This window comes from Paenibacillus sp. FSL R7-0189, from assembly GCF_037969925.1.
Taxonomy (GTDB): domain Bacteria; phylum Bacillota; class Bacilli; order Paenibacillales; family Paenibacillaceae; genus Paenibacillus_AQ; species Paenibacillus_AQ odorifer.
Map to the genome: position 1 here is coordinate 6,464,237 of NZ_CP150223.1, position 24,075 is coordinate 6,488,311.

Sequence of the window (24,075 nt, forward strand, 5' to 3'; positions counted from 1 at the left end):
TTGAGATTAATTCACTTATTGTACCTCAGAATATTAATATATGTGTTAAATGTAAGTCATCTTTTTGTTTGTAATGTTAATTGGTACAGCGTACTATTCCACTCCGCAGATAGACCTGTAGCTTTGGCCAAAGCCGCTGCTGGCACTAGAGAAGTATAGCTTACTTTAATGGATTCTGCTGATGGTAATGAAATTTTCTTCCCAGCTTTCGTCAACGTCAGTTCCCCCTCCAAAGACAGGGTATATCCCAGACTTTCTGCTACATCCCTAATCGGTACTTTTACACTTCCATCCATAAAAATAGCAGACTGTGCGGAATCCATTTTTTGACCATCTACAATTACAGTAACAGGCTTTAAAATAGGAGATATAGTAAAAGGACGTGAATCAACCGCGCTAATTCCGAGTTGACCAAACCTATTTGTTCCCCAAGCCACAGCTGTTCCATCCTTCAGGACTGCATACTTACTATTCTCACCCATGGCAAAAGAAACAGGATCACTCAATCCTTTTATTAACTTAGGCTGCGTAAAAACTAAACGGTTGTCGGTTGATGGTTTGATATGCTCCCCATATAGTAGACAGGTGAAATAATAAAAACCTGTCGCTGTATGGGGAGCATTTTTATGGAACAAAAGAAGTATACAGCACTGGAAAAGTTAACGATTCTCCAAGAAATTGAACGGGGCGACATTGGTTTGAAAGCTGCGGCCCGGAAGTATGGAATATCCAAAAACTCTATAGTGAAGTGGCGGCAACGTTATCAATTGTATGGATACGAAGGGCTGGAAGTCCGAAGCTACAATCGTACGTATTCTGCAGAACTTAAACTCTATGCCGTTAAGGATTATCTCGAGGGAGGATTGTCGCAAAACCAAATCATCTGCAAGTATAAGATTGCAAGTGCAACCCAACTCGCCAACTGGATTAGGAAGTATAATGGTCATAGCAACAGCTTAACAGCTCATTCAGGAGGAACTAAAGCTATGACCAAAGGACGCGTAACCACTTGGCAGGAACGGATAAATATCGTGCTGTACTGCCTTTCGAACGGAGAAGACTATGCGAAGGCGGCAAGCCATTTTCACGTGTCTTACCAACAAGTATATAGCTGGGTAAAGAAGTACGAAGCAGGTGGTGAAGAGGCATTACGAGACGGTAGAGGACGCACCAAAGCGCCTGAAGAACTTACGGAAGCAGATCGCCACAAACTCGCGATGCAAAAGCTGGAATACGAGAATGCACGCCTGCGTGCGGAGAATGCTTTTCTAAAAAAGTTAGAGGAACTCGAAAAGAGGAGGCGTTAAGAACCATTCGCCAGGTGAATATCTACCTGGCCATTCAGGCTGTTCAGCAGGAACAGTCTTGCTCCATTCGGCTTTTGTGTGACATCGCAGGGATTTCACGGTCAAGTTATTACAAATGGTTGAATCGCAAACCCAGTTTTCGAGAGGCTGACAACGAGAAACTGACAGAGGCCATGCTCCTCTTGTATGAGAAGGTGGAACGAACCTTTGGGTATCGCCAATTGACCCTGCATTTGCGCAGACAAATGGATAAATCTATTAACGCAAAGCGAGTGTACCGGCTGATGAGATGCCAAGGTATCCAGTCAGTCATCCGCAGAAAGAGAAAGAAGTATGTAGGCTCCACGCCTCAGCAGGTTGCAGAGAATGTGCTGAACCGTAATTTTGAGGCTGAAGCTCCAAACCAAAAATGGGTAACGGATGTAACGGAATTCAAATACGGCAACGGCAAGAAGGCGTATTTAAGTGCAATAAAAGATCTGTATGACAAGTCCATTGTTGCTTACGTTCTGGGTCATTCCAATAATAATTCGCTAGTTTTTAACACACTGGAATTAGCTTTGCAGGCAGCACCGGAGAGCCGAACCTTACTCCATAGTGACCGTGGTTTCCAGTATACCTCTCTGCATTTTAAGAAGATGCTGGACGATGCAGAACTGAAGCAAAGCATGTCCCGAGTAGGCTGCTGCATTGACAATTCGCCGATGGAATCCTTCTGGGGAACATTGAAATGTGAGAAGTACTACTTACATACCTACCAGACCTTTGAAGAACTCCAAACAGATATTGATACCTACATTCACTTTTATAATAACGAACGGTTACAGGCAAAACTAAACGGCCTCAGTCCCATTGAATTTAGGACTAAGGCCGCTTAAACTACTTTTATTTTTTGTGCTGTCTACTTGACGGGGTGCAGTTCAGTTGGGTACTCCAAGTCCACACGGTGCCATCTTTTTTAACAGCTGCAAAGTTGTCTAAATCCAGCGTAAGTTTTGAGATCGTTTTTACGGCTGTAATCTTTTGCAGACCTTGTAGTGAGGTACCAGCTTTCCATACCCAGTATTCTCCTTTTTTATTGCCAACAAGATTGAACCCGTTTTTCGTCTGGACAGATACAATATCCGTAAGACCTGGCATCTTGCTCATCGTGACTTCGTTATAATTATTGCTGTCAATTGTTCCCCAGACGCTCCCGCTCTCGGTTAAAGCCAGTATACTGAGATCGCTCATAGAGACGGACTTTACATGGTATAAATCCTTAACTGGGGTCGGTTTCTTCATCACATTCGTGTTCTCTGTTTGCGGGATAGCACTCCAAATCCACAGCGTACCGTTAGTTCGAATGGCGGCATGATAAATACTGCTTCCGATCCACTTCACTTCGCTCAAACCCTGTACCTTAGTGGCAGCAGGCAGCTCTGTATAGCCCACATCTGAAGCTTCTGGAGGATTCCACTGGAGTAGACTTCCATCGTTTCTCAAAGCTAATGCACTATGCAATCCTGACGATATACTAACCACATCACTCATTCCTGAGATCCCTTGAGGAAGCAGAACCTTGTGTTGTTTAGCACTTGCCCCATTGCCAGCTTCTGCTACACTCTTATCCCGATAATCTCCCCAAGCCTTAACCGTACCGTCTTCGTTCAGCGCTACATAGTACGCTTCGCCGATCGCCAGCTGTTTCGTATGTTCAAGCCCAACTATTTTATGGGGAGTAATCGTCCACCCCTCAGGCCCGGCGGTACCATTAGCAAATTGACCAAAAACATTACTCCCCCAGGACCAAACATCTCCGTCAGTTCCCACCGCAAAAGAGCTTCCACCCCAAAAACCAGGCGAAGCAACAATCTCCTTAATCCCACCCAACTTCCCAGGTGATGGAGCTGCACTTATAACTTGAGGGACAGACAATGCAGTCACCAGACTTGAACAAACCAACAAACTAAACAGCCTTAGCTTCCTTGAAAATAAGTGCATCTTGATTTTCCCTTCTTATGATATTATTGTAATTATTATTTCTATTACACTAAGACGCTATAAAGCTGACAAAAGTTGTAGTTTATCTTAAATCCCGGGATTCAGATTGGTTTGAATTATGATATAATTACGCTGCCTTAGATCTACTCTTATTCAACCGCAATACCGGAACCAAATGATCATGGAGGGAAATCATGCTTAAATTTATAGGTATTATGATGCTTTTCAGATTAGTGGGCAACCCTTTTCTGGCTTTATTCATCCTGCTTGTTATCTTATATTTCTTAGATCGGCGATACGTGGGAATTTTCCCTAGTATTACAAAGCCCTTCAAACGGGTGCGGCAAATCTCCAAGCTGCGCACAACAGTATCATTGAATCCAAATGATGTTTCTGCTAAATTTGATTTAGCCCGGAATCTGTCAGAACGTAAAAAATACAAGGAAGCCAAGGATATCCTGCTACAGATCGAAGACCGTTACGAACAATCTGCCGAATATTGGGTGGAGCTGGGTCATGTGAATCTTAAGCTGGGCGCTTTGGAAGAAGGCGAAGATCAGATGCTTCGAGGTCTAGAAATCAACCGAAAAGCCCAATATGGTCAGCCATATCTTCGGTTAGCGGAAACCTTTCGCCATACAAATCACGATAAAGCGTTGCATTACGTTACTCAATTTCAAGAGATTCAATCTTCCTCTAGTGAAGCCTATTATTTAGCCGGCTCCATGTACAAAGCACTGGGCAGAACTGAGGATGCTAAACGTGCTTTCGACGAATCCACCGCCATTTACCGTTCGCTACCCAAATATAAAAAACGGCAAGAACGCGGCTGGGCGTTACGTAGCTTTTTTGCCAAAATGAAATAAACTTTGTACTTATATTTTCACAAAAAAACCTCTAGCCGCCTATTTAGGCAAACACTAGAGGTTTTTTGCTGTGTAGAGTGATTACATGTTTACATCTTGTTTAGTGGGTTCTCCACTTTGTTTGACCGCAAATGGCCACCAGTTCCCACGGCCGAAGATCCGCACCATAACAGGAACAAAAAACGGCAAGAAGATTAGTGCATACAAGGCCAACCCTACAAGCACCACTGTTGCAATCTGCATCATCGACAATACCCCTGAAGGGTACATCGATGCGAAGGTGCCGCCCAAAATAACTACCGCCGAAAGAATGACTGTTCCCATATTGCGCATAGCATGCAGGATCGCTTCCCGTACATCCCATGTTTTATATTCGTTAAAGCGGGCCATTAAGAAAATACTATAATCTACACCAAGTGCAATCAGCATAACAAAGCTGAAGAATGGCGTTGTCCAGGTAATCCCTTCAAAGTGCAGAAGGTGAACGAATATAGCCTCTGTAACACCCAATGCTGAAAAATAAGTAATCAAAAGAGAAATAATAAGGTAAATCGGCATTACGATTGAACGAAGCAGCAACACCAAGATAATGAAGATCCCACCCAGCATCAAGATTACTGTACGTGTGTAGTCTTCGTTGGAAATATTACGCAAATCGTTCTGGCTGCTTGTAACCCCGCTGATTGCAGACTCTGCATTTTCCAGCTTCGTACCTTTCACTGCACGATCTACTGCTGCTTGAATATCATCAACACTGTCAATAGCTTCTGAACTATATGGATTCTCAGTGAATACTACATCCAGCGTCATTACCTTACGGTCGTCAGACAAGTAGGTATTAAATACCTGCTCTATGCCTTCAGCTTCAAGAGCCTCAGCCGGTACAAAGAATCCACTCAGCTCATCATCCTTAGCCGCTTGAATCTGATTCAAATAATCTTGTGCAGAGCCCAGCCCACTGGTAATTTGCTCCAATCCGTTTGCACTGTCGCTTAATCCAGTAGTTAAGGCTCCTATCTGCCCTGTTAATTGACCAAACCCATCCGCAAGCTGCTGCTGTCCACCTTGCAATTGATCTAGGCCACTAGTAATGGATGGAATTTTATCTACGATCTGTCCTTGGCCTGCTGCGGCCTGCTCCAGCCCAGATTGCAGCTGACCGATGCCCGCAACAAGCTTAGCTAAACCTTGTGCGAGTGCAGTTTGCCCAGCCGAAGCTTTGGCATAGCCAGCATTCGCCTCATTTAAGCCTGCTGCTGCTCCTTTAAGCTGCTCTGAGATCTGCCCAAGACCCGCTGCCAGCTGAGCAGCCCCAGTACCACTCTGCGTTACGGTGCCTTTAATGGTCAGATAATTAACATCCTGCAGAATTTCCGGATAACTGCTCTCAAGACCATTAAAAGAACCATCCAGTCCCTTCAACGCTTCTGCCACACCTTGCAGCTGCTGCGGAAGCTGCCCAAGCCCTTGATCCAGCGCAGTTAAACCGCTGCCGATTTTTTTATATCCCTCCAGTAGCTTCGTATTGGCATCCGCAAGCTGCTTGGCACTAGCAGCTGCCTGTTGAAGTCCTGCTTTGATCTCTCCTGCACCAGCTGAGCCGCTTTTTATTCCGCTCTCAATACGTGCCAGCCCATCGCCTAACGCGACGATTCCATCTTTCAGTTCTGCTGTGCCTTCCGTCAGCTTAGCGCTGCCTTGAGCAGCCTCTGTAAGCTTAGGTGCATTTTCACTCAGCTGTTTACTAGCTTCAGACAATCCCGTTTGAATCTTGGTCAATCCCTCACTGGTCTGATCCAGACCGTCAGATAAAGTCCCCACCTGATTCGGGATTAAGAAATCACTGATCAGCTCTCCCGTTGGACGAGACATGCTGCGCACCGATTTTACGCTGTCCACTTTTTCCAGCTCGCGGCTGATTTTTTCTGCAAGTCCAAGATATTCTGAAGTATCCATCCGATCATCATTTTTGATTACGATCTTGCCAGGCATGGATTCACCCGGCCCGAAGCTATCCGAAATGATGTTAAATCCTTTTACCGAGGCATATTCTGAGCCAATTTCCTCCAAGCTGTTGAAGGACAGCTTTCCGCTATAGGTAACAAGGAACGGAGCTACGATTACTGCAACAATTAGCAGCGCGGCCCATGGTCTTTTTAAGGAAAAAGAACCTGCTGCTCCCCAAATACGGCTCTCACTGTGCTCCAGCTTGCCGCGTGAAGGCCAGAAGAGCTTTTTGCCAAGTACCGCCATGAAGAATGGAACTATGGTTACAAGCGCCAGCAGCATAACCGCAATCCCCACGGCAACGGCTACCGCCGAGCGATACAGAATGAATTTGGATAATCCAATCGCTACAAAACCTACGAATACCGCAAGTCCGGAATAGAACACCGTTCCCCCAGCCTTACGGTAGGTTGCAATAATAGCACTTTTGGTATCTTCTGCTGTCATCATTTCTTCTTTAAAACGACTGATTAACAGGATACAATAATCCGTACCAATCCCGAACATGACCGCAACCATAAAGATTTGAGTAAATGTAGATAATGGAAAATCATAACGGTCCACTAAAAAAGCCACAACGGACTGAGAAACAATATAGCTGAGTCCTACCGTCAGTAGCGGAACAAACGGTGCCACGAACGAACGGAACACCACGAACAGGATAAGTAAAATAAAGACTACCGTAATATATTCCGATTTCTTAAGCCCGGCTTCCGAGCTAGCAATCATATCCTCAGTAATCAAACCCTCACTGGTTAAATAATGATCCGCCTTAACATCTGTGAGTAATTCATCCACTTTATCAGGAAGTGCGGTGACAGACTCTCCTCCGCCTTTGATAGACAACGCCACCATTATCGTCTTGCCATCCTTGGCAATCAACGTATCCTTAAGCTCACTTTGTGAAAAAGGATCGGTGATGGAATCGATCTGCAGCGTCTCCTTATTCGCAGCCAACTTCTCAACGCCCTGCTGGATACTAGCTGTTTCATTGGCTCCGATTCCCTCTGGATTATTGAATACAAGAGCTACCTGATGCAGGGTCTCTCCGCCCTTATCATTCGCCGCTTCCTTTAAGATTTCTGCCGCTCTAGATGAGGAATAGCCATCAGGTACAGTAACCTGCCCCTTCTCACGTACAAGATCAGAGAACGAAGGGGCCGTCATGACCAAAACTACGGCCACAGCGAGCCAGATTGCGATAACCGCCCATCTTGCTTTTAGAATCGTCTTCATGGATTCTTCCCTCCATCATCATTCTGAATTAAATTCGCCAGCTTCTCGAACATCATGACGAACATTTCAATATCCTTCTCTTCAAAATGAAACAAATACGGGGAAATCACTTCATGAACCTGCGTCTCCGCTGCTTCAAAAACTTTTTTTCCGTGCTCAGACATCGACAAATACACCTGGCGGCGATCATTCTCGTCACGAGTTCGCTCGATTATACCCGCTTGCACCAATCTGTTGATGATTGCAGTAATGGAGCTTTTACCCACGCAAAAAGATTCAGCAAGATATGTAGACGTACATTGTTCCTGAGCATTAATCAACCGAAGAATTTGATACTGATCATTCGTTGTCTCCGCCGCAATACTATCTTTAATTCTTGCTGCTACTTGTCTTGTTACAATCAAATAAGCATCCATGTAGCGATTGATCCAATGTTGCACTTCGTTATCCAAAGCTTCCTACCTCCAAAATATAGTTCAACTATCGAACAGTTTCATTGTCAAACTATAATACCTGCTTTTATAAAAGTCAATTGGCTTTTTTTCGGGCATTTAAAGGCAAAACGCAAAAAAAACAGGCCGAGATTCCTCTCGACCTGCCATTTTATGACCTTCAAAGATTTTTTAGTCCTCATCCTCGGTCTCTTCAACTTCGTATACACATCTTAACATTTCAATTCCGGCTTCATTCTCTCCTAAGCTGTACACCATGAACCCTAGACTACGATAAAAATCTGCGGCGATTTCATCCTCAGTCTCAGCTACCAGATAACGCGGCTGACGAGTAGCGAGCAGCTCCAGAATCATTCCCCGTGCATAACCTTTCCCTCTATTCTCTGGCAAGACGGCAATATGCCGAATGTCCAAAGAACCGTCTTCGGTTTCTTCGAAGCCTACAAGACCAAGCAGGAGTTCTTCTTCTTCCCAGCCATATAACTGCAGCCCGGCTTGTTCGCTGTACTCAGACGATGTCTGCTCCAACGCGTTGGGGTCATCAATGACCGCATACGTCAACAGCTCGTTCACCTCAGGCGAACCAATAAGGGATTTAAGATCTACCAACATTGTTCACATTCCTCCTTCTCTGTTGCTTCTGTACTCGATTCGAAACATACAGTAACCTGTCCATATCCCTAACATGTTTAACAATAGATCATCAATATCAAAGCTTCCGACATGCAGCAGCATTTGCAGAGACTCCAAAAGCAGGATGCAAGGAACAGCATATAAAGAGATTCTTTTCCAAGAAATTGGCCGTGTCTTTGCAAGTGGAATTAGTATACCAAATGGAATAAACACAACAACATTTCCAAGCAGATTCACAAACCGGCTGATCAGCGATACCCCGTTATTCATGTCGAAATAAAGTGACACCGTACGTAATGGAATCAAATTGTACTGCAGCGGGCCACCTGTATGGATCTCTCGCCCAAAACCGATAAACATCCAATAGATAACAGTAGCACTATACAGAGTCAGCCCTATCCGTGTCAATGCTCTCAGCTTCCGTAATCTGCTAGATTCTCCAGATCTACGAATGATCAATTGCCCGGTTTAACTTCTATAATTTCAATACTTCCATCTTTTTTACCCACAATAGCCATTGCTGCAATTCCAATAAATAAGCCGTGTTCCACAACTCCCGGAATACTTTGGATGGTCAGTGCCAGCTTCGGTGCGGACTCAATGACTTCGAACCGGCAGTCTGCGATGTAATTGCCGTTATCTGTCTTGTACAGCTCTTCTCCGCTACGACGCAATTCAGGATTGCAACCCAGCTTGGCAAGTTCAGCCACAGTCCATTCCCATGCAAAAGGAACAATTTCCACAGGCAGCGGGAATTTGCCAAGTGTGTTTACCACTTTACTCTCATCAGCAATAACGATCATACGAGTACTGTTACTCGCAACAATCTTCTCCCGAAGCAGCGCGCCGCCGCCGCCTTTAATAAGCTGTAGACTACTATCCAGCTCGTCCGCTCCGTCAATGGTCAGGTCCAGACTATCAATATCTCCAAAAGCTACGATTGGAATCCCAAGTTCACGCGCCTGTTCTTCGGAAGCACGGGAGGTTGCTACAGCGGTAATCTTTAGACCTTCACTGACGCGCTCACCAAGCTTGTTGATCGCCCAATAGGCAGTAGATCCAGTGCCAAGGCCGATCTTCATGCCATCTTTTACAAATTCCACTGCTTTTTCCGCGGCTAATTGTTTAACATTGATACTCATTTTATTACCCCCATGTTATCCGTTATAATGATCTATGATGATGTTGAAATCACCTATTGTTCAGGAGGATTCCGGATGAGAACCGAAAACCAAATTCAATCTAAAATCAACGAATTGACACTGCAGCGCAGATCTCTGGAATCAAGATTAGCTTCATTAACAGAAGACAGTCCACAGCAAGATAACCTACAAACTCAGCTCACTAGAGTAGAAGATATGATCATGATGCTGGAATGGGTGCTTAATGCACCCGTAGGGAGATATCATGCCTAAGTGCTGACTGGCATCCATTATTTTACCAATCAATGTGCCGCGGTAGCTGTGTTTAACATAAAACGCGATTGCTTCCGGCTGTTTGATTCTTTTTTATATCCAAATTTGTATTATGCTTTGCGCAGAGCAAAAAATCAATATCTTTCACCCTACTCTATGTATATTGTAAATTCACTGCATCCTCTAGATTGAGAACCATCTCTTTTTCTGTGTGATTAGCCGTCCTGTGTAAGTAGGCTTTATGCTCAGAATACGCATTCAAAGGCATTGGCCTACTAATCTTGTCAAGCATATTACGCTCGACATCGGCCAGTAAGTAATCACCTTTACCCGCAGCAACTCTGCACAGAATAATCATAGCTACAGGCTTGTTCACAACAACCGCTCCATTCGACCGCGCAAATACAGTGTATTGAAATAACGGAATGGCCTCAGGTTCTTCAACACCAGCTGCACTAGATTGGTCAAAGATAGAATACATAAGGGAAGGATCACTTGATGCAGTACCGAGTTTCTTCTGATTAGACACCAACTTGCTGTTCTGGTAGGCAAGGAATCCCGCTGCTGCCAGCACAAGCACAAGTAAAATAAGCAATATCGCATACATCATCCCATCCCCACCCCCCACTCCAAAATAACAATTCCGGTTATATATTATCATGGAGGGAGGCCTAAGCCAATCTTATATTATCTGAAATTCAGCGCATACAGGTAATACTGGTTCTATAAAGTTATTTTGAAATATTCAAAATAACAGTTGAAACTTTGATTTGCATGTCTCATAATGTAAATATGAATGTTGCTTGTCAATCCATATGGAAATCAAGGGAGGAAATTTAAAATGAAGTTTTTCTTGGATACCGGAAACATTGAAGAAATCAAACGTATTACTCGCCTGGGACTAGTGGATGGCGTAACGACTAACCCTTCGCTGATCGCTAAAGAAGGAAGATTGTTCAAGGATGTTATCAAAGAAATCGTTGCAATCGTTCCAGGACCTGTAAGCGCAGAAGTAATCGGACTTACAGCAGAAGAAATGCTCAAAGAAGCATACGAAATTGCTGAATGGGCTCCAAACGTTGTAATTAAACTCCCTATGACTGAAGATGGCTTGGAAGCTTGTTATGAGCTTACTAAAAAAGGCATCAAAACTAACGTTACACTAGTATTCTCCGCGGCTCAAGGTTTGATGGCTGCTAAAGCAGGCGCAACTTATATCTCTCCTTTCGTAGGTCGTCTGGATGATATCGGTGTTGATGGAATGAAGCTGATCAAGGATCTGAAGACTATCCTGACTAACTACAACTTGAAATCCGAGATCATTGCAGCAAGTATCCGCAACATTGCACATGTTGAGCAAGCAGCTATTGCTGGTGCTCACATCGCTACAATCCCAGGCTCACTTCTGCCAACCCTCTGGAAGCACCCGCTGACAGATAACGGTATTGAACGTTTCTTGAAGGATTGGGAATCCGTTCCACAAGCCTAAGAATATCTTTTATTCTTTTATCAAGAGGGCTATCCCACAAGCTGCGGCAACGCAGCTTAGGGATAGCCCTTTTTTCCATCCAGAGACATTGCAGAGGTTTGGCGAACACGTTTCGGCCAGATCGGAGGAATTATCTTCTCTGTATCTTTAACGCCTGGTTCTCCCTTTTCCCCCTTACTCGGAGTTACCGCAAATAAGGTCAGCAATCCACCAATTGCCCCTACTGTAGCCATCAACGCGAACAATACCCAATGCCCACTGCTTAACAGCAGCGATACCACCGGCGGTCCCAACGCTACCCCTATAAACCTCATACTACTATAAAGAGCGGTTATCGTGCCGCTGTTCTCCTTCTCAATCCCCTCCGTGATTAAAGCGTCCATACAAGGAAGTACAATCCCGATTCCAACACAGCCTAAACCCATAAATCCTACTAAAAAATAAATGCCTTTGTTGAATCCCGCACAAATCATGGCCGCAGTCAGTAACACCATTCCTCCAAAGCCCAGCCATTTCATTAGCGTTTTATTCTGACCAATGATCTTTCCTGTGCCATAGGAGGACAGACATAAGAGGGCAAGCGGTACCGCCAGCACAAACCCCTTCGTCGCCCCGTGCATTTTATATTTAGTTTCCAGCATTTCTGATAAATAGAATTGAACACCAAAGGTCACAAACATACAAATGCCGCCTATGGCAAAAATAGCATACAGCCAACGCCCTTTTTTACGTAAAACACTCACAATTCCAGCTAAAAACGCTCGGATTTCCTGTTTCTCAGGTTCATCCTTCGCTTCGGGCTTTCGGACGAGAAATAAAACTAAAAAAAATGAAATTAGACATAGAATGGGAATTGCAATAAAAGGAGCAAACCAGAGCCATATCCCAAGATAGGCACCAAGAATTGGACTGAGAACTTTACCAAACGTATTGGAGGTCTCAATGATTCCCAGACTTTTGCTCACATCCTCTTCTTCCTTGAACAAATCGCCTACAAAGGGTATTACAATTGGAAAAGCACCCGCTGCACCAATTCCTTGCAACAGACGCCCCGCTAAGATCACCCAATAAGCGCTAACCCCCTTCATAAACCAAGCAGCTACCACGCAGACGGCACCACCAATTGCGGCAATGATTAAACTAGGAAGAATAACCTTCTTTCGCCCAAAACGGTCTGACAGATAACCTGCAATAGGGATCATTACAATTGCCATCAATCCATACACGGTAATCAGCATACTGACTTGAAAAGCACTAATGCCTAGTTCTTTGGAGATCTGCGGCAGAATAGGCAGCAGCATGGAGTTACCGAGGGTCATTATTAGTGGGATTGATGCTAAGGCAAGCAGATCCCATTTTCTTTCCTTCATGAACTGACCACCTTTGTCATTGTGTACAACATTCTTTATTGTGGTTTGTTCGCCCTTCTTTATTCATGAAAACAAAAAAACCGTCCCTCCGCTGCTGCGAAAAGGACGATCTTAAAATGAAGAGATCTATGGTTACAGCGATCCGGCGCTTAAAGATGCCACATTAGCGGACGGAATAAAATGACTAGGTTCACCCAGGCTAAAAATATGCAGTAAGTGCATAGCCCGAGTGCAAGCCGTATAAAACAATTTGCGTTCACTTTCTCTGCCATATTGTTCAGCCGAGCCATCAAAGATGACGACCGTATCAAACTCCACACCTTTTGCTAAATAAGCAGGCAGAACCAGTGTCCCCTTCTGAAAATTCGGCGTTTCCTTTGTAACAAGTCTTACCGGCAGGCTACGATTCAGTTCAGCATGAACCCTTGCGCTTTCCTCCGCTGTTTTGCAGATGACAGCTACATAATGATATCCCTCAGAATGCAGCTTCCGGATATCCTGTTCTACAGCATTCAGAAGCTCCTTCTCGCTGGATACCACACTTAGCTGGGGTTCTTCTCCCCGCCGATTAAACGGTACGATCCGTTCTCCTCCAGGGATCATTGACCGCGTAAACTCCACGATCTCATAAGTTGAACGGTAGCTTTGGGTTAACGAAATCACTTCTGTGTTTTCTTCACCATATATACTTACGAGACTAGACAAATCCCCCAGTACCTCACCTTGTGCATAAATGGCCTGGTTCAGGTCGCCTAATACGGTCATTTTTGCTCTTGGAAATAAACGGCGCATGAACTCTAATTGGAATGGAGAGTAGTCTTGTACTTCATCTACAATCACATGGCGGATCAGTGTGTTGGTCCGGAAGCCTTGGCTTAACTCCTTCAGATAAAGGAATGGCGTAGCGTCTTCATAAGCAAGCTCGTTCACTCCAATAGATTCCAATGTCTGCTCACAGATATCATCCCACACCTCTGGTAAAGGATAATCACCATTGAGGCGCTCCATAAGTTCGCGATCTGTAAATAACGTGCTGTACAAGCCCTTAACGTCCACAAATCGACCCCGTTTAGTCCAACCACGCAGTGGTTTGAGCCGCTGGCTGACTACATAACGAGATAACACTTCTTTTTCGGTATCAAAATCTTCAAAGCTATCCTGCGAAGCTTTCTTCTTCCGGCGCAACATCTGATACGCACGGTGATAATCGCTGGAATCCAGCAGCTCGATCTGATCTTCAACCCACTGTGCATTTCTTTCCTCATGGGTAAAATCTGCGATCTTCTTAAGCAGCCAGCGGATCATCAAATCCACACGATTCGCAAGCTTTATGGCAGGATCGTACGCGTAGAATTGGCGTTCCATTTCTTCTTTACTGACCACTGCTTTCCCTTGAAACATTAAAGGTTTAAAAAGCATGCCCTCCTGTTCCAGCAACGTAGCATATCGCCGAATCACATCTAGGAAAGGTACAGACGATTTATAGGCAATGCCTTCTCTGCGTATAGCCACCTCAGGACCATCAGGAGCATTTAGTAGACTTTCGGTCTGACTAAAGACATCTTCGAGCTGGAATTCATGGCCAAGACGATGTTCCAAATACATTTGAAACGTTGTTTGCTGCATATTTTCTTCGCCTAGCTCCGGGAGCACTGTAGATACATAGCTGTTAAACAGCGGATTCGGTGAGAACAGCAGCATTTGATCTGCTGATAATACTTCACGGTATTTATATAGAAGATAAGCTACCCGCTGCAATGCAGCAGACGTTTTCCCGCTTCCCGCTGCTCCTTGCACAACTAGCATCCTGCTTTTGTCGTTGCGGATAATCGCATTTTGCTCTTTCTGAATTGTAGCAACAATACTTTTCATCCGATCGTCAGCGCTATGACTTAGCACCTGCTGCAGCAGCTCATCCCCGATCGTAACCCCAGTGTCAAACATAACTTCAATTACACCGTCAGCAATAACAAACTGGCGTTTAAGGTTCATTGTTCCGGAGACTAATCCTCCAGGTGTTTCATAAGCAGCGGGACCAGGGGCTCCGTCATAATACAGACTGGAAATAGGCGCGCGCCAGTCATAAATCAAAAAGGTACCATCATCCTCCATCAATGATCCAATTCCTAGATAAATCTTTTCCAGCCCGCCAGTTGGTTCCTCGGTGAAATCAATTCGGCCAAAGTAAGGAGAGACAACCAGCTTTTTATATTTTTTCAGCGCTTTGCTTGATTGCAAATGATGACGTTCCCGTTCATTTAGGATTTGGGACTGTTGGCGAAGACTTGTTGAGGTTTCTCCCAAATCATCCGGGCTACTGAAGTTTACGGTTACCTCTTCCCAGAAGTCTTTCCGCATATCCACTACATCACTGCGATGAAGTCCAAGCTCCTCTGATAAATGGCGAATATGGGCTGACAGAAGTTTGGTTACTCCGTCAACCCGTTGCTGTTCCTCTTTCCACTGACTTTCATTGTTATCCACTACATTTCATCCCCTTTTGGAAGGTTGACATTCCATTTGAATCGTGATATGATAAATTTGCATATTTATGTTTTTAAATGCATGTTTATTCGATATCTTCTCATTTTAGCAATTACAAGTTGAGATTTCAAGTATTCTCTTAAATAGATGATCCGGTCCCTAAGGAACCGGATTTTTTTACTGTTACAAAGCTTATATGTTGCTCTTCACAAGGTTATGTTTAGGCTTCGTGCACAGATTCTTTCTCCTCTGCTATACGATTCATCTGATCGGCCACTTTATCTAAGCGCTCCAATTGATATCCGTAATCATAAATCGCCGCTGCCACAACATATAAACGCAGCTGACCTATTTTCTCTGCATTATACCCCAAAATCGCGGTATTCAGAAAATCATCATTGTCTTCTCCCAAGGGTTCGGAATCATTGGCATTGGGCTTTAATTTGTCTTCAAACTTAAGTAAGATGTGCTGATGATATTTGATTAAATGTTCCAAATGATTATCAAATAGAGCATCTGTATGTTCGGTCCGATCCGCCTGGAAATAATGCCGATCTACAGCCTCGAGAACATCGTAACCTTTTTGCAAAGAAGCTAACAGGTTCTTATACACAACCATTTGTCTAGTCTGGCTATACTTGGCCCGTTTTAACTGCTTCTGCTCCTCCTCAAACAATGCATACTTATCCGCCAACGATTTTATGGATGAATGTAAGGCATTTTTTTCATCACGAAATACACTTTCCTTCATCTCATGAGAAACCGCTGTTCTCAGCAATAAAGAGAGGCTTGAAAAAACATTCTCAATTTGCTTAATGTATTGCTTACGAGGTTTTGGAGGAACGACAATAATATTGATTAGAAATGCAGAAACAATACCTGTCAAAGTTAATAAAAAGCGATTAAGTGCGAATTGCCATTCACCCGAAGCCTCCATCACTGTTATTACAGTAACTAACGTAAGACTTATCGTATCCGCCCGGTTGATTTTCATACTGATCATAATGACTAGAATACAGACCAAACCGACTGCTATTGGGCTATTGGATAACAGCATCCCTCCGAGTAAAGCCAGAACGGCCCCCATTGTACTAGTCGTGAGCTGGTCAAGAAAATAACGCCAAGAGCGATAAATAGAGGGCTGCATAGCGAAAATCGCTGCAATCCCTGCACCCACGGCAGAAGGAAATTGAAGCATTACAGCTAAATACAGGGCTAGCGTAACGGCCAAACCTGTTTTAAATATGCGAGCTCCTAAAGCCAAACCTATCCCTCCTAAAAATTAGCCCACGCTACAATATGAACATCAGCGAACCCTCGTACTTCTAATTACCCCAGCCTGGAGTTGATGAATTTTAAGAACATTTAAGCTCTCACTCATGTTTCTTTCAGCTTGAAGGGAATACTAATCCGAGTAGTGCCTATCACATAACATACGAGGTGAGTGAATGAATAACCATATCAAAAGATTAATGACTTTCACAACCGTTATTTTTCTCAGCCTGTCTCCAGCTCTTGCGCCAATTGGAAGTGCTTCTGCTGAGAAAGTAACCCCCACAGCCACCGCACCTGGTGCCCACCCTTCAGAGAAAGGTCACGGTCACCATCCAGGAAAAGACGGAAAGGTTAGGGCTGGTGGACATTTCATTATTTTTGAAACGGCTAAACTGCTGGAAATGGATCGTACAGAGCTAATCAATAGCCTGAAAGCAGGCAAAACGCTCCCGCAGCTTGCTCTTGAGAAAAAAGGCTGGACGGAAGATCAATATATTCAGAAGCTCTGCGAATCGGCAAACCAACGGCTGGATCAAGCCATCACCGAAGGACGTCTGACAAAAGACGAAGCCCAAAAGCTTAAAGCAGGACTTCCTGCGATGCTGAAGCAAAGAATAAGCAAAATGGGACAATTCCAGGATCGCAAAACATCTGAACAACATGTGACGACCCCTTAACCAATCTTCTTCCACATAAAGACGGATATCTTCATGCGCTATGAAAGATATCCGTTTTTGTATCTATCCTAATTCGTACGCGAGCTCTTGTAGATTTGAAATAAACAAATGGACAACATCAGCCAAGCGCCACTAGCCATATATCCCCCAATAACGTCACTCGGATAATGAACACCCAAATAGATACGACTCCAGCCAATCCCCACGGTCATGAATACAGCGAACATTATTAATAAGACCCGTTCATGCCTCCGCCGCAGATGACGCCACAGTATAAAGGCAATAACGCCGTACAAAGAGAAGGCTGCCATTGAGTGCCCGCTCGGAAAACTATAACCAATCTCTTCGACAATACGATGTAAATTCGGACGTTCTCTGTGAAAACATAACTTCATTATTGTATTCAAGAGCTGCGAGCCTAATCCAACCCATAGGAACAAGATTAATTCAAACCGGTGTTTCAGCAAAAAATAGAGCAGTGCCATGGTAACGATAGATATGCCAATAGCGATCTTAGAGGAACCAATTAGAGATAAACCTTTGGCGAATGAGGTCAACCCCGGTGATTCCGCTGATTGTACCCAATCAATAATATAGTTATCAAAGGTTGATACCTTATTCATACTTACAAGGACAGCTATAACGGCGAAACACGCAGCAAAACCTAAAAAAAAGCGAAAAGCTCTAGACCAGTTCTGATAATAAAGCATAAATACCTCCATGTCTATTCTGGTGACTGTTGATCTCATTTCCAGTGAGGGACTAACCCATGTTATAATTATTGAGAGAAAAAAATTCACAGAAGATGGAGTGCTGCCAAAGTGGAGAGTTTAAAATTGCAAGAACGATTGTTGAACCAGTTCATTTCCACAAAGGTGCCTGTGACGATTTTTACGACGAATGGTGTGAAAATGCAAGGGCTCGTAACCTCGTACGATGCTTTCACAATCACTTTACAAGGTCAAGGTGATGGCAGGCAAAATGTGCTATTCAAATCTGCAGTATCCACTATTGTACCTCTTAAGCCCGTTTCGCTCAAATAGTCTTCTCCCTCATTCACCTCATCAACCAGATAATCACAGGCTTTTATTTTCAAAAAAAAGGGAACACCGGACTTTATATCCGGTGTTCCCTTTAGCATTTCCCAAGATCACTTATTCACTCTTCAAGCGGAGTAACTTTATGCAGGAACAATTACGGGCTTCACACATACCGGTTTGGATACTTCAGCTGTATTTCCAGTAAATTCGAGTCGGCCACTAGCCGCTTCTATTGAAAATACAACCAGGTTATTCGCATCACGATTCGCTACTATAAGATAAGCTCCATCTGGAGTCAATGCGAAGTGACGTGGATGTCCTCCACGAGTAGATACATATTCAAGATGTGTAAGCTTAGCAGAAGCATTATCCACCGCATACACGGCAATATTATCAGCCCCACGGTTTGAAGCGTACAGATATTTCCCATCCTTGGAAATAGCGATTTCAGCGCATGTATTTTCTTCGTCAAAATCATCAGGCAGTGTCGGCACTGTATCTACAGTGTGCAGAGTGCCTGCGGCACTGTCATATGTAAACGATGTAATGGTGGAATCCACCTCGTTAATTACATAAGCAGACTTTCCGTCTGGATGGAAAGTGAAGTGGCGTGGTCCCGCTCCTGGATGCAACGCCGTATCACCATGTACCTCTAGTTTGTTGGTTTCTCTATTGATTCTATAGGCCCGAATTAAATCAAGCCCAAGATCAGATACAAACACATACTGCCCGTCCGGACTGAAAATAGCGGAATGGGGATGAGGGCGGTCCTGCCGTTCAGGATGTTGGCCATGACCTGAATGTACGGCCACATCAACTAATTGATCTGCAGCTTTATCTTCATTTAATTTGATCAAGCCAACACTTCCACCATGATAACTACATACAACCACGTATTCATCATTCAAATCTCTATTGATATGGCAGGTGGTTGTTTGACGATTGCCAGAGGCAGGCATGGAGGGAATGCGTTTCAGTTCACTCAATTTCCCGTCCTTTAGATCAATAGCAAAGGAAATAACCTCGCCTTCTTTTCCACCCTCACCATTCGGTTTTTCTCCTATAGCGTATAGACGTTTCTCTGCGGCATCTACATTAACAAAGGTAGGATTAGTTAAGCCCTGCACCGAATCCAGCAGCTTTAGCGTACCACCTGCAGCTCCATCGAATTCAAACACCTGCACTCCGCTTTCTGCGGCACTTGCATAAGAACCTGTAAACAGCAATAACTTATTCTGCTCATTCATCTCTATATTCCTCCTCAAAGTATTGCTACTTCACACTCATTAGATGTGATCATCTATATAATCTACAATTTTTAAACGTTAATTACAAACGATAAAGTTAGAAATGTACGAAACAATTCAAAAATGGGTCTTTCCAACGATTAACTGTTGTGATATAATGAAAGCGCTAACATTAGTCTTTTATTCCGTATAAAGGGGGAACATGAATGAGTAGCATCCTGCTGGAAGCCAGAAATGTGTACGAGGACTTCGAGGTGGAGACAGACATTCTGTTCTTTAAGGTCGGGGACCATGATTTGGTCATTTTTCACGGCAGAAACTATAACATAAAAAAGAGAATGACTGCCGAGCAATTAAATCGATTGTTGTCCAATTCAAGTTATTATCATGTGTACGGTGGCTGTTATGTCAACCTGAACAAGATCAGCTCTATCGCAGATGACTGCATTTATTTCGGTGAAATGGGCCTGTATGCTAAAAACGTACGTGTCCCAAGACGAAAACAAGAAAGCATTCGTCATCTTCTGAAAGGACTGAAGTAGACATCTTATTCCCATTAGCCGGAAGGGCATGTTACTGATGCCATTTCCGGCTTTTTGCTTTTTATTAATAGAAACTTAAAAAGATCCTGCCTTTTTTTATACTTTCTTAAGGTTTAGGATTAGGATTTCTGTTAAAGTTGTAAATAGACAAGCAACACCTATATTGAAGGGAGTCATTACTAATAATGGACAAAAAAGATCTGAATGGAAATGAGAACTTAGAAAACAACGGAACCACGGAAGAAGATTTGAACACTTCCGAGATTATCAATGAAGAGGTTGAAGTAGCGCAAGCAGCTGCTGAGGAACCTGTGAATACAACAAAAGCAGACAGTATTCCAGTAATGAACAAAGTCGGTGCGAACAACGCTACGCCACCTACACCTCCGACTGCTCCTAGAAGCAATAAAGCTTGGATGATTGCCTCTATCGTATTAGCTGCAGCACTAATCATTGTTCTGGTCGTCCAAAAAGACGACAGCAAAAAAGCTGTTGCAACAGTAAACGGAACAAAAATTACAAAAGAACAACTTTATGATAAATTGATCGAAGCAGGCGGAGAAAGCACGCTGCAATCTATGATTACTACTGAGCTTGTTGATCAAGAGGCTAAAAAAGCCAACGTAACTGTTACAGATGAAGACATCAACACTGAACTTGAAGATCTTAAAGCACAATTCGGCGGAGAGGCTGCCTTTAATGCTGCTTTGTCCCAAAGCTCAATGACTGTAGACGACTTGAAAAAGCAAATGCCGCTGCAAGTAAAGCTGCGTAAAATCCTTGAGCCACAAGTCACTGTAACGGATGATGAAATCAAAGAATACTATGACACAAATAAAGCTACTTTCAGTGAAGAAGAACAAGTTCGCGCTTCCCACATTCTCGTTGAGACTAAAGAAGAAGCAGATGCAATTCTGAAACAACTGAAAGAAGGCGCAGATTTCGCTACTCTTGCCAAGGAAAAATCCTCTGATACGGGTTCCAAGGATAATGGCGGAGATCTAGACTTCTTCAAACGTGGCGATATGGTAGCTGAATTCTCTGATGTAGCCTTTAAGCTAAAAGTTGGTGAAACCAGTGATGCTGTGAAATCCGATTATGGTTATCACATCATTAAAGTAACCGACCATAAAGATGCTAAAGACTATACACTGGAAGAAAAGAAAGATGAAATTCGTAAAACTCTAGTTTCGCAAAAGGTTTCCACTCTGTCCTCCACTTGGTTGTCAGAAACAACTGAAAAAGCAAAAATTACGAACACACTTACTGACGCTAAAGAAGATGCAGCTGCAACAGCTGAGCCAACTGCAAGCGCAGCAGCAGGAAATGAATCTACTAAATAATTGTGCCCGTCAAAAAGCAGGACAAGCGTTAATAAACGCTGTCCTGCTTTTTTTATTTCTATGCTCAGGCCTTTGATTAAGCCTTAATGGCCTTTTTTACGGATTTGTTTATCGTGGTTCTCCCCCCACTCTTTCGCCTGCGCTGTGGCAATTGAAATCGCCCGCCCCTCCTCATAACCATCTTCGAGGAGCGCATTCGCAATATCGATTGCCTTATTGCGAACAGGTGCTGTGAAGTTCTTTAATGATTCTGGATAATCCTCTTTGTTCCATGGCATACAAAAAACCTCCTTAACCAGTCTATATACATACTTAGCCTGGTTAAGGAGGTTTCAAACGCTTATCTCACTTATTTAAAGACTTTAACACGATCTTCAACCGGTTGGAATTGTTTCTCACCAGCAGGAGTAACGGTTTTACCAAATGGCAATTGAGCAATCAATTTCCATTCTTGCGGGATGCCCCATGCTTCTTTTACTTCATCATCAATCAGTGGATTATAATGCTGCAAGGATGCACCTACACCTGCTTCAGAAAGTGCTGTCCATACTACAAATTGCAGAATACCAGAGGATTGGTTAGCCCAAATTGGGAAGTTCTCAGCATATAGAGCGAAGTTCTCTTGCAGGCTCTTCACTACCGTTTGATCTTCGAAGAATAGTACGGAACCGTAACCTGCTTTGAAAGACGCTAATTTTTGCGCTGTTCCTTCAAATTGTTCGGCAGGAACGATTTTACGCAATGTTTCTGTAGTGATATCCCATAGCTTATCATGTTGTTCACCAAGAAGAACAACGGCTCTTGAGCTTTGAGAGTTGAATGAAGTTGGGCTATGTAGCACCGCTTGTTCAACGATTTCTACAATTTGTGCATCCGAAATCGTAGTTTCTTTACTGATGGCATATATGGAACGTCTTCCTTTTACTGCTTCAAAGAAATTGTTAGACATAAAATAACTACCTCCATTAATTTTAGTAACTTACTTTTATATATCTTAGCACCTTTTTTCTGAAAACACAACAGTTATTCACAACTTATTTTGTCGGATATATTCGTTGCCAACTCTTATTGTCGCATTTATGGGCTTAATTATGCACCTGATCTATTAATCATTAATCAATTCATGCGGGCTAGAAACTGCCCTCTTCCTTTTCCGATATACACTACGAGCTAAAATGCGCTACAATAGTGCAGCAAATGTATAGAAGGAAGGTTATAATCATGAATTTTCTGAGCAAGAAAGCCCTTGTTCGACATAAAAAATCAGTCTTTACCTCTTTGTTGCTGCTCCTTTTCCTGAGCTTGGCTCTAACTAGCTGTAAAGACACAAATTCGTCTAATTTGACCTTTACAGAACTAGATCCGACTGATCTTCACCCCCTCACTTTCTGGGTGGCAACGGATACTCACTTCTTAGATAAGAAGCTTCAGGATGGCGGTACAGCTTTTCAGAAATATGTAACTGGCGGTGATGGAAAAATGCTGCCTTACAGTGATGAAATCCTTGAAACCTTGGTTTATGATACTGAGCAGCAGAAGCCTGATTTTCTCATCCTCAGTGGAGATTTAACAAATAACGGAGAACGCAGCAGCCATCAGGAGCTAACCCAAAAACTAAAGCGAATTGAAGCGCAGGGAACCTCTGTTTATGTCATTCCAGGCAACCATGATTTATTTAATCCTTGGGCCAGATCCTTCAGCGGGGATAAGCAGCTCGTTACGGATTCTATTACAGACAAAGACTTTACCAAGATGTATGAGAATTTCGGCTACAAAGAGGCTGTATCACGTGATAAAGAATCGCTAAGTTACATCGTTAAAGCAGCTCCAAATTTATGGCTCCTTATGATTGACAGCAGCCAATATCATAACAATCAGAAATACGGTTTCCCCCAAACGGACGGACGCCTGACCGCCTCTACCCTATCATGGATAGATAATTCAGTTAAACTGGCAGCCAAGGAGCATGCTTCTGTCCTCACGGTTATGCACCACAACCTACTAAGCCACACCTCTATGTCTGTTTCAGGCTTTAAGCTTAACAACAGTCAGGAAACAATAAAGTTACTTCGTGAAAATGAACTTAATTTAGTCTTGTCAGGCCATATCCATATGCAGGACATCCGGGTAGACCCGGCAACTTCTTCGGAAGAAATGCCAATTTATGATATCGCAACAAGTGCAATGGCTGTTTATCCACATCAATATGGAGCGATGACCTTCGATCCTCTGAGCAGAACCGTTAATTATGAAGCAATGCCCATAAATGTAGAAGGATGGGCTAAAGCTAATGGCATTACAGATCAGAATCTTTTAAACTTTAAGACCTATGCTGAGGATATTTTTGCTACAAACTCTTATAACAAAGCTATGGATGGTCTAAAGGAGAGTTCCTTTACGCAGTCTGAAAAGGCATCGATGGCTGAGGTAATGGCCAAGCTAAATGTAAGATACTTCGCGGGGACAGCCGGCAGCTCCTCAGAAGATATTAAAGCGATGCCAGGTTACAAGCTTTGGGAAGGCCTACAAGAAGGTTTCTTAGGTGGATACATCCAAAGTATGACAGAGAATAAAGAGCTTAGTAATATAGCTTTAGAGGTGGTATTAACGAAGCAATAACTGGTTTATGTATTTCATATAAAAAACCCAGCCTCCACTCGCATTTATGCGTCAGATGGAAGCTGGGTTTATTGTGTTAATTGATCGTTA

Annotated in this window: 24 protein-coding genes; 9 read left to right on the top strand and 15 right to left on the bottom strand. The window is 43.4% G+C overall.

Annotated elements, in window-relative coordinates; genetic code table 11:
- Positions 1-56: 56 nt before the first annotated feature.
- Entirely contained in the window at positions 57-506 is a 450-nt protein-coding gene (locus MKY63_RS28505) for a hypothetical protein (protein WP_339810719.1), read from the bottom strand.
- A gap of 120 nt (positions 507-626) precedes the next feature.
- Between MKY63_RS28505 and MKY63_RS28510 the strand changes: the two genes are divergently transcribed.
- A protein-coding gene (locus MKY63_RS28510) for an IS3 family transposase (RefSeq protein ID WP_094903917.1) occupies positions 627-2,185 on the top strand; the annotation gives its coding sequence in 2 pieces (ribosomal slippage) (positions 627-1,260 and positions 1,260-2,185; 1,560 coding nt in all).
- Between the two features lie 7 nt (positions 2,186-2,192).
- Here the strand turns inward: MKY63_RS28510 and MKY63_RS28515 are convergent.
- Positions 2,193-3,290: a hypothetical protein gene (locus tag MKY63_RS28515; RefSeq protein ID WP_339810721.1), complete on the bottom strand. Its 1,098-nt coding sequence runs from the start codon at positions 3,288-3,290 to the stop codon at positions 2,193-2,195.
- A 194-nt stretch (positions 3,291-3,484) separates the two neighbouring features.
- Between MKY63_RS28515 and MKY63_RS28520 the strand changes: the two genes are divergently transcribed.
- Positions 3,485-4,156, top strand: coding sequence for a tetratricopeptide repeat protein (locus tag MKY63_RS28520; RefSeq protein ID WP_076218208.1), 672 nt, complete (start codon positions 3,485-3,487; stop codon positions 4,154-4,156).
- A gap of 81 nt (positions 4,157-4,237) precedes the next feature.
- On the opposite strand, the gene MKY63_RS28525 is transcribed toward MKY63_RS28520, so the two are convergent.
- The 5 genes from MKY63_RS28525 to rpiA all read right to left on the bottom strand — a co-directional run bounded on the left by MKY63_RS28525 (position 4,238) and on the right by rpiA (position 9,620).
- Positions 4,238-7,399, bottom strand: coding sequence for an MMPL family transporter (locus MKY63_RS28525; protein ID WP_339810724.1), 3,162 nt, complete (start codon positions 7,397-7,399; stop codon positions 4,238-4,240).
- A complete protein-coding gene (locus tag MKY63_RS28530; protein WP_038570382.1) occupies positions 7,396-7,851 on the bottom strand; it encodes a MarR family transcriptional regulator in 456 nt (151 codons plus the stop codon). The genes MKY63_RS28525 and MKY63_RS28530 overlap by 4 nt, the downstream gene beginning before the upstream one ends.
- A 171-nt stretch (positions 7,852-8,022) precedes the next feature.
- Positions 8,023-8,463, bottom strand: a complete 441-nt coding sequence (locus tag MKY63_RS28535; protein ID WP_076125920.1) for a GNAT family N-acetyltransferase — start codon at positions 8,461-8,463, stop codon at positions 8,023-8,025.
- Between the two features lie 3 nt (positions 8,464-8,466).
- Complete coding sequence (locus MKY63_RS28540) at positions 8,467-8,892, bottom strand: VanZ family protein (protein ID WP_339810727.1); 426 nt, start codon at positions 8,890-8,892, stop codon at positions 8,467-8,469.
- Positions 8,893-8,939: 47 nt separating this feature from the next.
- Complete coding sequence (rpiA, locus tag MKY63_RS28545; RefSeq protein ID WP_339174496.1) at positions 8,940-9,620, bottom strand: ribose-5-phosphate isomerase RpiA; 681 nt, start codon at positions 9,618-9,620, stop codon at positions 8,940-8,942.
- Positions 9,621-9,701: 81 nt separating this feature from the next.
- Here rpiA and MKY63_RS28550 point away from each other — a divergent pair, with 81 nt between their 5' ends.
- Positions 9,702-9,899 carry a hypothetical protein gene (locus MKY63_RS28550; RefSeq protein ID WP_036686261.1) on the top strand — a complete coding sequence of 66 codons (198 nt, stop codon included), beginning with the start codon at positions 9,702-9,704 and terminating at the stop codon, positions 9,897-9,899.
- Between the two features lie 154 nt (positions 9,900-10,053).
- Here MKY63_RS28550 and MKY63_RS28555 read toward each other — a convergent pair whose 3' ends face one another.
- The gene (locus MKY63_RS28555; protein ID WP_076101672.1) at positions 10,054-10,509 is read right to left on the bottom strand and encodes a hypothetical protein; all 456 of its coding nucleotides are present in this window, start codon (positions 10,507-10,509) and stop codon (positions 10,054-10,056) included.
- A gap of 231 nt (positions 10,510-10,740) precedes the next feature.
- Between MKY63_RS28555 and fsa the strand changes: the two genes are divergently transcribed.
- Positions 10,741-11,388 carry a fructose-6-phosphate aldolase gene (fsa, locus tag MKY63_RS28560; RefSeq protein WP_036686257.1) on the top strand — a complete coding sequence of 216 codons (648 nt, stop codon included), beginning with the start codon at positions 10,741-10,743 and terminating at the stop codon, positions 11,386-11,388.
- A gap of 56 nt (positions 11,389-11,444) precedes the next feature.
- On the opposite strand, the gene MKY63_RS28565 is transcribed toward fsa, so the two are convergent.
- The 3 genes from MKY63_RS28565 to MKY63_RS28575 form a co-directional block, all read right to left on the bottom strand.
- Positions 11,445-12,758, bottom strand: a complete 1,314-nt coding sequence (locus MKY63_RS28565) for an MFS transporter (RefSeq protein ID WP_339810731.1) — start codon at positions 12,756-12,758, stop codon at positions 11,445-11,447.
- Positions 12,759-12,890: 132 nt separating this feature from the next.
- Complete coding sequence (gene helD, locus MKY63_RS28570; protein WP_339810733.1) at positions 12,891-15,242, bottom strand: RNA polymerase recycling motor HelD; 2,352 nt, start codon at positions 15,240-15,242, stop codon at positions 12,891-12,893.
- A 220-nt stretch (positions 15,243-15,462) separates the two neighbouring features.
- Positions 15,463-16,506, bottom strand: coding sequence for an aromatic acid exporter family protein (locus tag MKY63_RS28575; RefSeq protein WP_038570371.1), 1,044 nt, complete (start codon positions 16,504-16,506; stop codon positions 15,463-15,465).
- Positions 16,507-16,690: 184 nt separating this feature from the next.
- On the opposite strand from MKY63_RS28575, the gene MKY63_RS28580 reads away from it, so the two are divergent.
- On the top strand, positions 16,691-17,194 hold the full coding sequence (locus tag MKY63_RS28580; RefSeq protein WP_036686251.1) for a hypothetical protein: 504 nt from the start codon (positions 16,691-16,693) through the stop codon (positions 17,192-17,194).
- A 68-nt stretch (positions 17,195-17,262) separates the two neighbouring features.
- Here the strand turns inward: MKY63_RS28580 and MKY63_RS28585 are convergent, their stop codons facing one another.
- Positions 17,263-17,904, bottom strand: coding sequence for a phosphatase PAP2 family protein (locus MKY63_RS28585; RefSeq protein ID WP_036686249.1), 642 nt, complete (start codon positions 17,902-17,904; stop codon positions 17,263-17,265).
- A gap of 111 nt (positions 17,905-18,015) precedes the next feature.
- Here MKY63_RS28585 and hfq point away from each other — a divergent pair, with 111 nt between their 5' ends.
- Positions 18,016-18,237, top strand: a complete 222-nt coding sequence (gene hfq / locus MKY63_RS28590) for an RNA chaperone Hfq (RefSeq protein WP_036686247.1) — start codon at positions 18,016-18,018, stop codon at positions 18,235-18,237.
- Positions 18,238-18,374: 137 nt separating this feature from the next.
- On the opposite strand, the gene MKY63_RS28595 is transcribed toward hfq, so the two are convergent.
- Entirely contained in the window at positions 18,375-19,481 is a 1,107-nt protein-coding gene (locus tag MKY63_RS28595) for a lactonase family protein (RefSeq protein WP_038570362.1), read from the bottom strand.
- A gap of 206 nt (positions 19,482-19,687) precedes the next feature.
- Here MKY63_RS28595 and MKY63_RS28600 point away from each other — a divergent pair, with 206 nt between their 5' ends.
- Together MKY63_RS28600 and MKY63_RS28605 are read left to right on the top strand one after the other, a co-directional pair.
- Entirely contained in the window at positions 19,688-20,023 is a 336-nt protein-coding gene (locus MKY63_RS28600; protein WP_036686243.1) for a hypothetical protein, read from the top strand.
- 185 nt (positions 20,024-20,208) lie between these two features.
- Positions 20,209-21,366 (top strand): peptidylprolyl isomerase, encoded by a 1,158-nt coding sequence (locus tag MKY63_RS28605; RefSeq protein WP_038570359.1) that lies wholly within the window; start codon positions 20,209-20,211, stop codon positions 21,364-21,366.
- An 83-nt stretch (positions 21,367-21,449) separates the two neighbouring features.
- Here MKY63_RS28605 and MKY63_RS28610 read toward each other — a convergent pair whose 3' ends face one another.
- Both MKY63_RS28610 and MKY63_RS28615 read right to left on the bottom strand, forming a co-directional pair.
- Entirely contained in the window at positions 21,450-21,644 is a 195-nt protein-coding gene (locus MKY63_RS28610; RefSeq protein WP_036686240.1) for a hypothetical protein, read from the bottom strand.
- Between the two features lie 71 nt (positions 21,645-21,715).
- Positions 21,716-22,315 carry a nitroreductase family protein gene (locus MKY63_RS28615; protein ID WP_038570356.1) on the bottom strand — a complete coding sequence of 200 codons (600 nt, stop codon included), beginning with the start codon at positions 22,313-22,315 and terminating at the stop codon, positions 21,716-21,718.
- A gap of 272 nt (positions 22,316-22,587) precedes the next feature.
- Here MKY63_RS28615 and MKY63_RS28620 point away from each other — a divergent pair, with 272 nt between their 5' ends.
- Positions 22,588-23,985, top strand: a complete 1,398-nt coding sequence (locus MKY63_RS28620) for a metallophosphoesterase (RefSeq protein WP_051491447.1) — start codon at positions 22,588-22,590, stop codon at positions 23,983-23,985.
- The last annotated feature ends 90 nt before the right edge of the window (positions 23,986-24,075 follow it).